This is a genomic window from Gloeotrichia echinulata CP02 (genome assembly GCA_038087035.1).
Classification (GTDB): domain Bacteria; phylum Cyanobacteriota; class Cyanobacteriia; order Cyanobacteriales; family Nostocaceae; genus Gloeotrichia; species Gloeotrichia echinulata.
The window spans coordinates 485783-497699 of record CP051187.1; the positions used below are offsets into that span (position 1 = coordinate 485783).

Annotated in this window: 13 protein-coding genes; 8 read left to right on the forward strand and 5 right to left on the reverse strand. The window is 42.2% G+C overall.

The window, feature by feature from the left end; translation table 11 throughout:
• The first annotated feature begins 295 nt into the window (after positions 1-295).
• From HEQ19_02135 to HEQ19_02155, 5 genes are all read left to right on the forward strand, one after another.
• The gene (locus HEQ19_02135) at positions 296-910 is read left to right on the forward strand and encodes a hypothetical protein (GenBank protein ID WYL98497.1); all 615 of its coding nucleotides are present in this window, start codon (positions 296-298) and stop codon (positions 908-910) included.
• Between the two features lie 138 nt (positions 911-1048).
• Entirely contained in the window at positions 1049-2839 is a 1791-nt protein-coding gene (locus HEQ19_02140; GenBank protein ID WYL98498.1) for an OmpA family protein, read from the forward strand.
• A 14-nt stretch (positions 2840-2853) separates the two neighbouring features.
• Entirely contained in the window at positions 2854-3351 is a 498-nt protein-coding gene (locus HEQ19_02145) for a Rab family GTPase (GenBank protein WYL98499.1), read from the forward strand.
• Complete coding sequence (locus tag HEQ19_02150) at positions 3352-3753, forward strand: hypothetical protein (GenBank protein WYL98500.1); 402 nt, start codon at positions 3352-3354, stop codon at positions 3751-3753.
• Positions 3754-3820: 67 nt separating this feature from the next.
• Positions 3821-4936 (forward strand): HAMP domain-containing sensor histidine kinase, encoded by a 1116-nt coding sequence (locus tag HEQ19_02155; GenBank protein ID WYL98501.1) that lies wholly within the window; start codon positions 3821-3823, stop codon positions 4934-4936.
• Between the two features lie 93 nt (positions 4937-5029).
• On the opposite strand, the gene HEQ19_02160 is transcribed toward HEQ19_02155, so the two are convergent.
• Together HEQ19_02160 and HEQ19_02165 are read right to left on the reverse strand one after the other, a co-directional pair.
• Positions 5030-5233: a high light inducible protein gene (locus tag HEQ19_02160; protein WYL98502.1), complete on the reverse strand. Its 204-nt coding sequence runs from the start codon at positions 5231-5233 to the stop codon at positions 5030-5032.
• A gap of 69 nt (positions 5234-5302) precedes the next feature.
• Positions 5303-5506 (reverse strand): chlorophyll a/b-binding protein, encoded by a 204-nt coding sequence (locus HEQ19_02165; protein ID WYL98503.1) that lies wholly within the window; start codon positions 5504-5506, stop codon positions 5303-5305.
• Between the two features lie 363 nt (positions 5507-5869).
• Between HEQ19_02165 and HEQ19_02170 the strand changes: the two genes are divergently transcribed.
• Entirely contained in the window at positions 5870-6835 is a 966-nt protein-coding gene (locus tag HEQ19_02170) for a protochlorophyllide reductase (GenBank protein WYL98504.1), read from the forward strand.
• Between the two features lie 343 nt (positions 6836-7178).
• Positions 7179-7451 (forward strand): hypothetical protein, encoded by a 273-nt coding sequence (locus tag HEQ19_02175; GenBank protein WYL98505.1) that lies wholly within the window; start codon positions 7179-7181, stop codon positions 7449-7451.
• A gap of 150 nt (positions 7452-7601) precedes the next feature.
• Here HEQ19_02175 and HEQ19_02180 read toward each other — a convergent pair whose 3' ends face one another.
• Positions 7602-8480 (reverse strand): Rpn family recombination-promoting nuclease/putative transposase, encoded by an 879-nt coding sequence (locus tag HEQ19_02180; GenBank protein ID WYL98506.1) that lies wholly within the window; start codon positions 8478-8480, stop codon positions 7602-7604.
• Positions 8481-8690: 210 nt separating this feature from the next.
• Positions 8691-9974, reverse strand: a complete 1284-nt coding sequence (locus tag HEQ19_02185) for an aspartate aminotransferase family protein (protein WYL98507.1) — start codon at positions 9972-9974, stop codon at positions 8691-8693.
• A gap of 189 nt (positions 9975-10163) precedes the next feature.
• Between HEQ19_02185 and HEQ19_02190 the strand changes: the two genes are divergently transcribed.
• Positions 10164-11180 (forward strand): NAD-binding protein, encoded by a 1017-nt coding sequence (locus HEQ19_02190; protein WYM03213.1) that lies wholly within the window; start codon positions 10164-10166, stop codon positions 11178-11180.
• A gap of 143 nt (positions 11181-11323) precedes the next feature.
• On the opposite strand, the gene HEQ19_02195 is transcribed toward HEQ19_02190, so the two are convergent.
• Complete coding sequence (locus tag HEQ19_02195; GenBank protein WYM03214.1) at positions 11324-11890, reverse strand: methylmalonic aciduria and homocystinuria type D protein; 567 nt, start codon at positions 11888-11890, stop codon at positions 11324-11326.
• Positions 11891-11917: the final 27 nt, after the last annotated feature.

Consider the following 11917-nt stretch of genomic DNA (forward strand, 5'->3'; position numbering starts at 1 on the left):
TTGCGATTATTACTTATTTACTAGCAGAACTACCCACCGACCTGGGTTAAAGACCTTGATTTTGTGTCAGTCCCTGACAACCAAAGCCAGTACGGTTTATTTGCGGCGATCCACTTACAGTTAGTATTTCCCAGCCTGAGTAATAGGTCGATGTACTAAAGACTGCACAATGACTTATTATAGAAGAGTAATCTGGAACTTCCCTATTAAGCAACAAGTCACTGTCTAGCTTGTCTAGGTTTTATATAGCATTAACATCAACTCTATTCTGAAAAATTGTACAAGGATTAAATGTATGAACCCATCTGAAGAATACATGAATAATAATTCTATAGAACCAGGGCAAGGGGCATCAAGTCAAGAAATCAGCAAGTCGCAATTTAGTAATAGTACAACTATTAGTGAAATTAATAGCTTAGATAAAGTTAGAGATATTCTATTCGGTAATCAGATCAGGGATGTTGATAAAAGGTTTGCGCGGTTAGAAGAACGACTACTTAAAGAATTTTCTAACATGCGGGATGAAACAAGAAAACGTTTAGATTATCTAGAAACATATATCAAGAAAGAAGTGGAATCCTTAACAGAAAGGGTAAAAAATGAACAAACAGAACGTGAATCCGGGGTTAAATTCCTTACTGAAGAGCAGAAAAATGCCACCGGATATTTAGAAAAAAAGCTTGCCCAATTAGATGAACAAACTACCAATAGCCAACGGGAACTGCGCGAGCAGATTCTGAACCAATCGAATAGCCTCCAAGATGATATCCAAAAGAAATCAGAAGAGATTTTGAAGTTGCTCGAACGCGAAGCCCAGGAACTGCGTAAGGATAAAACTGACCGTTCTAACCTAGCTGCTTTGTTCACAGAACTAGCGATCCGCCTCAATTCTGATCCCCTTTCCAGGTGAGGAGTAAAATCTGTTTTTTTCTCTGCGCTCTCTGCGGTGAAAAAGTCATTTATTTAACGACCCAGAGATAGAGGGAAATAGAGGAATTTATTTTCGAGAATTTTTATCCACCTTGAAAAGCTTGTTTGATTTCCATTCATGAAGGTAAATAATTATTCTCCGAATGAAATAGCGCCACCCTCCCCGGAAGTTCCGAGTAATGGTGGCGAATCTACCTTGGGGGAAGATGAATTAAGTACACTCCGCAGTTTACTCCTCGGTGTGGAGCCAAGTAAACTGGATAAACTTTATGACCGATTAGACAACCCCCAAATTCAATCAGAAGATATTAGCCGCTTGCTTCCAGAAGCGGTGATCTTGCGATCGCATCAAGATAAACAATTAGCCGAAGCAATGGTATCAACCGTTGAAGAAGCTATTCAAGTTTCGGTTAAAAAAGATCAAAATGTCCTTTCAGAGGCATTTTTCCCGATTATCGCACCTGCAAGCCGTAAGGCGATTTTCGCTGTTCTGGAGGTGATGATTCAATCCCTCAATCAAGCCCTAGAACATAGCTTATCGCCTCAAAGCTTGCAGTGGAGACTAGAAGCGCGACAGACAGGGAAATCCTTTGCGGAAATTGTCCTACTGCGGACGCTGGTTTACAGGGTAGAACAGGTATTCCTGATTCACAAACACACGGGATTATTGTTACAACATCTGGTAGCAGAGGAGGTTCCCACTCAAGATCCAGATTTGGTCTCAGCCATGTTGACGGCTATCCAGGATTTTGTTAAAGATTCCTTTACTGTCGCAAAAGGCGATGGACTGCAAAGTTTGCAGTTTGGAGAATTGACGATTTGGGTCGAAGAAGGACCACAAGCGGTACTAGCAGGGATTATTCAGGGGAAACCTCCCCAAGAATTAAGGATAGTTTTTCAACAGGCGATCGCCAAAATTCACCTGAAGCTGAGTCGCGAACTTCAAGCTTTTGTCGGTGATTCTGCGCCATTTGCAGCCAGTCAGCCTGATTTGGCAGTTTGTTTGGCTGCTAGATATAAATCTCTGTCCAAAAAAAATTATACTTATGCATGGACTTTTTTAGGGATAATAGCGATCGCTAGTGGTATCTGGGGCTATTTTACGCTCACAGAGCAACAACGGTGGCAGTCCTCTATGCAAAAACTCGACTCTCAGCCAGGAATTGTTGTGATTAATATCAAGCACCGCAATGGGAAATATTTCATTTCTGGATTGCGCGATCCTTTAGCAGTAGATCCCAAAACCCTGATTCAGCAAGCAAATCTCGATTCGACAATGGTCATCAGTCAGTGGAAACCTTACCTATCATTAGAGCCGCAATTTATCGCCACCAGGGCGGAAAAATTGCTGCAACCTCCCAAAACAGTAGCACTAAAAGTTGACAATAACGGTGTTCTCCACGTCAGTGGTTATGCACCGCGTCAATGGATTTCAGAAGTCAGCAAATCATGGCAATTTATTCCTGGGGTGACTCAATTTGATGACCAAAACCTCAAGGATATCCAATTTAGAGAACTGGAGTTATATAAACAGCAAATTGAACAACAAATCTTGTTATTTAACGAAGGAACAACAGATTTCATCCCCGGTGAGATTGATAAACTACCAACTTTAGTGCAAGCAATTCCAAAGCTTATAAATGCTGCTAAATATCTCGGAAAGGATGTGCGTGTGCAAATCACAGGACACACCAATACAACTGGAACAGAACAAAGAAATATGGCACTTAGCCAAAATCGCGCCCAGAAAATCCTATTTTATCTAAGTTCCCAAGGAATCAACACCAGCAAATTTAACACTGTGGGTGTGGGGTCAAATCTACCTTTACACTCAGAATCAACATCATCTGGTAAAATAACCAACCGCCGTGTATCTTTCCAGATATTCATCACCAATCCTCCTAACTGAAGCAGTAGGAATTTATGCTCCAGAAAAAAATCTGTATGGTAGGTGCATTCGCCACAGGTAAAACGAGTTTAGTCGCTCGATTCGTTCATAGCATTTTTTCAGAAAAATACCATACTACCGTAGGAGTAAAAATTGATAAAAAATCACTAACCATTCAGGATACCAATTTAAATCTTATTCTTTGGGATATTTACGGTGAAGACGAATTTCAGAAGTTACAATTATCCTATTTGCGCGGTTCATCTGGTTATTTATTAATAGTAGATGGGACGCGAAATCATACTTTAGAAATCGCCTTGAATCTGCAATCAAGAGTAGAAGAAATGATGGGAAAAATTCCCTTTATTTTGGTGTTGAATAAATGGGATATGAAGCATGAATGGGAAATCGATAACCTAGAAATTGAGTCCATTGTGGAGCGGGGTTTGACTGTCATCAAAACCAGCGCTAAAAATGGTCTAGGTGTAGATGAAGTTTTTCAAACTCTAGCAAAAAAAATATTGGAGGGATAAATGCTAAATTTCCCCAAGACTGTAAATACTTATTTACTTAATTTAAATCTACAAAACCGCTCTCTTGCCTATCTTTTAGCCCAAAAAGATGGCAGCTTGTCCGCTTGGGGTGGTAAGCTGACAGAATACGGAGTCACTAACCTCCGCAAAGGCAAAAATGTAGAAGAGCAGGTTTTTTTTCTCGTAGGTCTACTTCCCTTAGATGATTTTCCCTTATTTCTACCCCACATCAAAACTAACTATGGTATTTGTGCAGATATTCATATCTTCCCTACTCAGGAAGGAGATTGGGTATTGTTATTAGATGCTAGTTCCGATGAAAAGCGTCTCTCTCTGATTCAGCAACAAGCTAACGAGTTCAGTCTGTTGCGGGAAAAATCAACTAGAACTTGCAAAAAGTAACCAGGAAACTCTAAAAAATCAAAATTACCACTTGAATTTGTTAATGACCAACAGTTAATAGAAAATCATGAATGACTCGATTACAGCGGACTTATTCGCAGCCTTGAATGTTCTGGTGTTAGAGCGAATTAATCTTGGCTCTTTTAAAATTACTGGAACAATACCAAGTTGGGTAAGTCGCTTTTGTCGTCAAACATTGACATCAGGAACGGAGGTATTAATACCGCTAGAAAAATTTACTTTTTTAGCAAACTTTATGATCGATGCTGAAGAATTTTGGCAACAAAAAAAGGATATCAAGCTAAAATCAGGTCTATGGATAGACAAGGATTTAGCAGGAGAAGAATACAATTTTGAAGCTGTGGCTATTTGGGTTAATAGTAGGAAATTTCTATTAATTGAATTAACAGAAGACTCTTATCACGAGAAACAAGAAATTATCCAAAAAGCTAGAGAGTATCAATTAAATTATCAATATTTATTGAAACATAACCAGAAAAAAGAAGTTTTAATCCACTGTATTATCCACGATATAGCTAGTCTAGTAAGTAGCATGAATTGCTGTTTATCGCTATTAGATTCTGAAGATTTGACCCTAAAGGGAAAAGAAAATTTACAAATTGGTAAACAGCAATGTCTGAAGCAAGAAATGATGCTTAGGGAAATATTAGATGCATTTTCGGCTGAGGTACAGTCCCTAGATGGTTTCACAAATAATCCTGAGACCGCACCAGATATTTTAATTTCTGCACTACAAGTAACCAAGCTTTTAAAGCCTAATTTCCTACTCCACAATGTGCAGTTGTATCTGATGATCAAAAATGACTTAGAAGCTGACTGGAAAGTTATCGGTGATCAATTACGTTTGGATAGGATAATTTCTAATTTGGCGGAAAATGCTTTGCGCCACAGTCAACCAGATTCTACTGTGAGGATTGCTTTACAACAAGACGGAGAATATGTTTTAGTGACGGTAGATGATGAAGGTACAGGCGTAGAATTACAGATGACAGAAACTTTATTTGAAAAATATTCTCAAGGAAAAGTTAAATCTGGTGTATCTGGAATTGGTCTTTATTTTTGTCGGATTACAGTTGAACGTTGGGGAGGCGCGATTGGTTATTTACCCCGTCCTGAAGGCGGTTCACGTTTTTGGTTCCGTCTCCCAAAAGCAAGATTTTGATTTTGAATTTACTACGCTTTTGCGTGTCAGTTGTCAAATGAGTCCTCCGGGGCGCAAGGCCTTGCACCCCTACCTGTAATGGTTTAAAGTTCCCTAATATTTGATGACGTGCAATATGTCCCGCAGAACGCTAAATCCAAATAAATCCCACAGTAAATAGGCTACAAAGCCAATCATGGCCAAGCGACCATTCCAGACTTCTGATTGGGGATTTAAGCCGAAAAGAAAGGCATTTCGATCTACACCATTGTAAGCTTTAGCAACAGGTGGTAAATCTGTAGATGAGCGATTTTCCATTTTTTTACCTCTAAGATCAGGCAGGTTTTTCTTAACGGGATTGGGGATTGGGGATTGGGGATTGGGGATTTAGTAGCGAATGAGGTGCAATACGTCACGTAGGACGCTATATCCAGCTAAATCCCATACTAAATAGGCGATAAAACCAAACATTGCAAATCTGCTGTTCCAAATTTCGGCTTGGGGTGTCCAGCCAAATATAAATCCGTTGCGATCTACGCCATTATATTCTAGTGCAACTGTTGATAAATCCTTGGAGGAGCGAGTTTCCATTTTTTTGTCCTGAACTTTTGTTGCTTAACTTTAATTTACCTACTTATCACTAAATTTATTGGAAGTCAGCAGTTTATCCATCCCCTTGTGGGTGGAGAGGGACAGCCGCCCGCCGACATAGGGCATTGGGCATAGGGCATGGGGCATAGGGCATAGGGCATTGGTGACTTTTTCCATGCCCTATGCCACAACAAGTAGGAGGCTTTGAACACGTCTGCGTTCTCGCAGATTAATTAATGTTCCCCATAATCAAACCTTCCGCCACTGATTGTTCTATCCCAAACGGAGAAAAATTGGATCTGGTGGTGAACGTGGTATGAGAACATAAAAACAGTCAACAAAAGTGAATCAAGTTTCAACAGAATGGAACAACATCGGAAGTCAACGGTAATAATCACGGGCACTTCCTCCGGGGTGGGTTTGTATGCTGCGAAAGCTCTGATCCAAACAGGGAAATGGCATGTGGTGATGGCCTGTCGGGATTTATTGAAGACCGAACGTGCTGCCCAATCTGTGGGAATACCCCAGGACAGCTACACTATCATACATCTCGATTTAGCCTCTTTAGACAGTGTTCGATATTTTGTTAAAGATTTCCGAACTAAGGGTATGTCTCTAGACGCTTTGGTGTGCAATGCAGCCATTTATATGCCTTTAATAAAGGAGCCGTTACGCAGTCCAGAGGGATTTGAATTGAGCGTGGCGACCAATCACCTCGGACATTTCCTCTTATGTAACCTGCTCTTGGAAGACCTGAAAAAGTCATCATCTTCCAATCCCAGGTTGGTAATTTTAGGAACCGTGACCCACAACCCAGACGAGTTGGGTGGAAAGATTCCGCCGCGTCCAGATTTGGGTGATCTCAATGGCTTTGCACAGGGCTTTAAAGAACCAATATCAATGATTGACGGTAAAAAATTTGAACCTGTCAAAGCTTACAAAGATAGCAAAGTCTGCAATGTATTGACCATGAGGGAACTACATCGGCGCTATTACGATTCACGCAATATTACCTTCAGTTCTCTTTATCCAGGCTGTGTGGCGACAACGCCTCTATTCCGCAATCACTATCCCTTGTTTCAGAAACTGTTTCCATTGTTTCAGAAGTACATCACTGGGGGGTTTGTCTCTGAGGAATTAGCCGGGGAGCGAGTCGCTTTGGTGGTCGCCGATCCTGAATATAGCCAATCTGGTGTATATTGGAGTTGGGGAAATCGCCAGAAGAAAAATGGTCAATCCTTTGTGCAAAAGGTTTCTCCCCAAGCCCGCGATGATGAGAAAGCCGAGCGCTTGTGGGATTTAAGCGCCAAGCTGGTGGGACTAGCTTAAATTACCCACATTCATTTGTAGGGCGGGTGACGGCTAGGCTGATTGACTCTGTATTCTGGGCGACCGTGTAGTCAAATACACTCGTAAGGGCACGGCAGTGCCGTGCCCCTACACGCGACGATGTAATTAGAAAGTTGGGTCTTGCGTACTTAGCGTGCTAAATTTTTTGAAAAATAAGCTTGAAACACTTGATTGGCTCAGATGACAGCCATTATTTCCTGCGTTTTAGGTCAGATGATTAAGTTTTTGGCTAGAAGCGCCTGTAAGCCTTGATTTTAAAGCAAAGTTATCGACTGTAATTAAAAAATTAGCACGTTAAGTACGCAAGAACCGTAAACTTGTATTGATCGGCTCTCCCATTGCAAAAGATTTTTTAGAGAAACTAAAATCTAACCCAAATATTGGGCAAGTAATTGTCATAAATCTCACCGAGTATGGAGACGAGATTTATGCAGGGATGTCATTTACCGAGTTGGATCATGTAAGTATATTTAAGTTGTTGAAAGATCAAAAAATAGGTTGGGGACATTTCTATTATGCTCCGCCGAATAATGATGAAGGTACAAAGCGTAGAAGAGATTTGGCGAAGACACTCTGGGAATCTGGGTTGAGATAACATCTCATCTCATAACAATGACACGGATTCCATTAATAGAAGCCCAAGATTCATTAGCTTAAATAAAGTGCGATCGCCTAATATGATAGCAACTGGGTTAAAAGTCAAGCGATCGCCAGAATCAGGAGAGATTTGATTAGGCGATCGTTATTAACTCAAATATTGAGTGAACCAAGCATCCAAATCGGACATACCAGAAAAATCAAGCAAAGCTTCCCCCAGATTTTCCAACTGTTCCAGCGAGAGAGATTCAACTAGTTGACGCACCTCTTGGGGTAATTCTCCCACCCGTCTAGCTAATAGACGTAGAACAAGCGATTTTTCTCCTTCCTCGCGTCCTTCCTCGCGTCCTTCCTCGCGTCCTTCCTCGCGTCCTTCTTCCTTGATTTCTCGATATACCTGTGTTTCTCTCAGTGTAATTCCCAACATTTCCTCTACCTCCCGTTGGCTCTTATTTTCAAATTTGTATACCATTATTGTCGTCAATAACTCTATTATGGCGCGATTTTCTGGCTGAGGAACTTCCTGCTGACTTCTGGTAAGCAAATATCTCGCTTCTTCTGTTGCTTGCTCGTCCTCGATAGTTGTCAATACCATTAACGCTACCCACAACGGTAAAGAGCGAATATCACCTAATTCATCCAAATATATGCGATTTACCTGTGGACTATTAAGTTGACTGATATAGGGACGAATATCAGCTTGTTCAAGACTACGGGATGGGTAAATTATTACTATTTGCAGATCACTAAATCTATCCCGATTCCGGTAAAAATATAACCAAGATTCCGCAAATACCCTTTCATAGAGCCTTTCGTCTTTTTGAAACTGTACCTCACAGAAATAGACAACTCCGGGATTTTGAGTTTCTGGAGGTAGAAATACACCATCGATTTCAAATTTTGGTTTTTTAACTGCTACCGAATCAAATCGGTATTCACCTGCATTCACTGGCGGATTTGTCAATAGCTCAAATAGTAAAGTTGGCGATTGTTGAAATAGTTTATAGAAAATTGAATCTCGACGCATGGATAGCTTTATTAGAAGATTCGACTTTCTCGATTTTACAGCTATTTTCAGGTAAATAGACCACATTTGCCGTAGGGGCACAGCACTGCTGTGCCCTGAGAGTGTGGTTCAACTACGTGAAAACTGCTGTAAGTTGACACCAATGGACAATGTTCCCTACCAGGATCTGTGGTTTAATTACCTCAAAACTAGTGGGGGACTGACGCTAAATTATTTAGTTAAAGTTGCGATCGCCTTTTCCACTGCTTGCAAGGCTAGATTAACTTCTGCCTCGGTAACAATCAATGGTGGTACAAACCGCACGACTTTTGGCCCAGCAGGTACCAGCAATACACCCTCGTCTATCGCCGCTTTGACGATCTCAAGCGCAGTCAGCGGAATGTCTGCTTTTAACTCTAAACCATTGATTAAGCCCCATCCCCGAACTTCAGAAATATGATTGGGATATTTCGCGGCGATCGCACTTAATCCATCTCGCAACTGTATACCACGTTCTTGCACATTTTGCAAGATATTTTCTTTTTCTAAGGTTTGACAAACTGCAAGGGCTACCCCACAGACAAAAGGATTTCCGCCAAAGGTGCTGGCGTGTTCCCCTGGTTGGAAAATGTCACAGAATTTTTTACTCATCATTGCGCCGATGGGGATACCACCACCTAGTCCCTTCGCACTGGTGAAGATATCCGGTTCGACGCCAAGATGTTCATAACCCCATAATTTACCAGTGCGCCCCATCCCGACTTGCACTTCATCGAAAATCAGCAACACCCCAGTTTCATCACAAATCTGCCGCAACCTTTGGAAATAGGCTACATCTCCCGGACGGACGCCCCCTTCTCCCTGCAAAGGTTCTAACAGAATCGCCGCTACCCGATAATCGCCTTCATCCAACTCGCTAATCGCCGTTTCCACTGCGCCAATATCGTTGTAAGGTACGTAGTGGAACCCCGGAACCAAGGGATCAAAGTATTTTTGATACTTCGGTTGTCCTGTGGCAGTCACCGTTGCCAAAGTTCGTCCGTGGAAACTGGCATGAGCGGTTAAAATAATGGGTTGTTCAATGTCTAATACTGTATGGGCATATTTCCGCGCCAGTTTAATAGCAGCTTCGTTGGCTTCAGCCCCAGAGTTGCAGAAAAATACGCGATCGGCACAGGAATGTTGAATAATCCATTTAGCCAATTCCCCTTGTTCGGGAATGTAGTACAAATTAGAAACGTGATGCAGCTTCTGGATTTGGCCTATCACCGCTGCTACCATAGCTGGGTGGGCATGTCCTAAAGTACAAGTGGCAATTCCAGCCACAAAGTCTAGATATTCCCGCCCCTGTGTATCCCAAACCCGGCTTCCTGCACCCCGTTCTAGGGCTAGGGGAAACCGGCCATAGGTGGACATTACAGCTGCATCAAAGCTAACTGTATCAAAGGGGCTAGATGCCGCAGAATCTGACTTTGGGGGGATCGTGGCTTCTCCAACTAGAGTTTGTCTGCTCACTACCGCTCCTCCTGATAATTCTTGATCATATAGTTATTTATCTAGTGTCCTAGAAATTCTTCAAAAAGGTTGATGATTTTTTACAACTAACATTTTTTTGAGATCAACCCTCAGATATCCTGTCCCTGGTGAAACAATATTTTCTACTCAATGTTTGAGCAAAAATATCAACGTATCCAAAAAGAGTTAATGGTAGGAGCGATCGCCCTTGGTGGTGTGTTCTTGATTGGCACTTTGTGGTACTGGTTAGTGGAGGGCTGGCCATGGCAAGATGCAGCTTACATGACCGTCATCACTTTAGCTACTGTAGGATATGGAGAGATACACCCACTGGGCAACCGAGGACGGTTGTTTACGATCGCCTTGATTTTGATGGGTGTAATCAACATCGGTTACATTGTCAATAGATTTACAGAAGCTGTTATTCAAGGTTACTTCCAAGAAGGAATTCGACTACGGCAACAAAGGCGCATCATGGAATCCTTATCAGGGCATTATATCATCTGTGGATTTAGTCGGACCGGTCGTCAAATTGCCAAAGAATTTCGCGCAGAAGGTGTTCCTTTTGTTGTGATTGATTCTGAGGTGGAATCTGTGCAACGATCCCAAATTGAGGGTTATGTAGTATACCAGGGTGATGCAACGCTAGATGAATCACTTTTAGCTGTAGGTATTGAACGGGCAACTTGCATCGTGGCAGCCTTGCCTTCTGATGCTGAAAATTTATATACAGTTTTATCCGCAAAAACATTGAATCCGGGAATTCGGGCGATCGCTCGCGCCAGCACAGAAGAAGCATTGCAAAAGCTACAACGCGGCGGTGCAGATGCTGTAATTTCTCCCTATATTACTGGTGGTAAAAGAATGGCTGCGGCCGCCCTCAGACCCCAGGTTTTGGATTTTGTCGATGGTATTCTCACCGGTGCAGACCGCCAGTTGTATATGGAAGAGTTTTTGCTCGATCCAGCATTTTGTCCCTTTGTCGGTCAATCTCTCCAAAAAGCCAAACTGCGATCGCAATCTGGGGCTTTAGTTCTCGCCATTCGCCGCGCCGATGGTACCCTCATTGGCGGACCCACTGGCGATACCGTTTTAATGCGGGGAGATACACTTATCTGTATGGGTACAGCAGATCAGCTGCGTAGTCTCAACCAGATTTTAGGGCCAATTAGTTCCAAGCCACTACGGCGACCAAAGAAAGGATGATAGGCGGACTGGGGACTGGGGACTGGGGACTGGGGATTGAGGACTGGGGACTGGATTAATTTACTCTTGACTCCTTACTCATTACTCATTACTCCTTACTCATTACTCATTACTCATTACTCCTAACTCCTAACTCCTAACTCCTAACTCCTAACTCCTAACTCTTTCCACCCATGCATAGGTGCTATACATTTGGTGATTTCTTCGATCAAGATTGGGGGAGCTTCTGATAACAAAATGCTAGGATAAACGGCTGTACCCCAGTCAGGATGTACTAGAACAGAACATTTGTTGTGAATTACTGGGTACTTGAGTAAAGCTTTGACAACTGCTGTGTCGTCGTGGGGAACTGTTCCGGGATGGGAGAGTAAGGGATAGCCAGTCCGGGGATCGATGAGGTCTGTTACATAACCGCGATCGCGCAAATTAAATGCTAAATCACAGCCAAACCTCATAAACTTTTCTCGTAAGCGTTCTTTCTCAATCTCGATGAATGCAGTAGATTCTACTAGTGGATATTGCGATTGTTGTAAAACAATCACTACCCATAAAAAAGGTTGCTGTTTCCAATCGGGTAATATCCGTTCGCAGTTGGCACAGATATACTGACTGGGGGAATGAATTGAAATCTGAATGGCTTGTCCCGTTTTGCCAACTAAATTAATGGGACAGCTCTGCTCCGAAATGTAAACTGGGGAATAGTTCACTATATTTATTTTGTTTTTGCAAGTTTTTTA

Excerpts from the sequence above, each read along its gene's own strand:
- HEQ19_02135 (WYL98497.1), top strand. The coding sequence starts at position 296 with ATGAACCCATCTGAAGAATACATGAATAATAATTCTATAGAACCAGGG.
- HEQ19_02140 (WYL98498.1), top strand. The coding sequence starts at position 1,049 with ATGAAGGTAAATAATTATTCTCCGAATGAAATAGCGCCACCCTCCCCG.
- HEQ19_02145 (WYL98499.1), top strand. The coding sequence starts at position 2,854 with ATGCTCCAGAAAAAAATCTGTATGGTAGGTGCATTCGCCACAGGTAAA.
- HEQ19_02150 (WYL98500.1), top strand. The coding sequence starts at position 3,352 with ATGCTAAATTTCCCCAAGACTGTAAATACTTATTTACTTAATTTAAAT.
- HEQ19_02155 (WYL98501.1), top strand. The coding sequence starts at position 3,821 with ATGAATGACTCGATTACAGCGGACTTATTCGCAGCCTTGAATGTTCTG.
- HEQ19_02160 (WYL98502.1), bottom strand. The coding sequence starts at position 5,233 with ATGGAAAATCGCTCATCTACAGATTTACCACCTGTTGCTAAAGCTTAC.
- HEQ19_02165 (WYL98503.1), bottom strand. The coding sequence starts at position 5,506 with ATGGAAACTCGCTCCTCCAAGGATTTATCAACAGTTGCACTAGAATAT.
- HEQ19_02170 (WYL98504.1), top strand. The coding sequence starts at position 5,870 with ATGGAACAACATCGGAAGTCAACGGTAATAATCACGGGCACTTCCTCC.
- HEQ19_02180 (WYL98506.1), bottom strand. The coding sequence starts at position 8,480 with ATGCGTCGAGATTCAATTTTCTATAAACTATTTCAACAATCGCCAACT.
- HEQ19_02190 (WYM03213.1), top strand. The coding sequence starts at position 10,164 with ATGGTAGGAGCGATCGCCCTTGGTGGTGTGTTCTTGATTGGCACTTTG.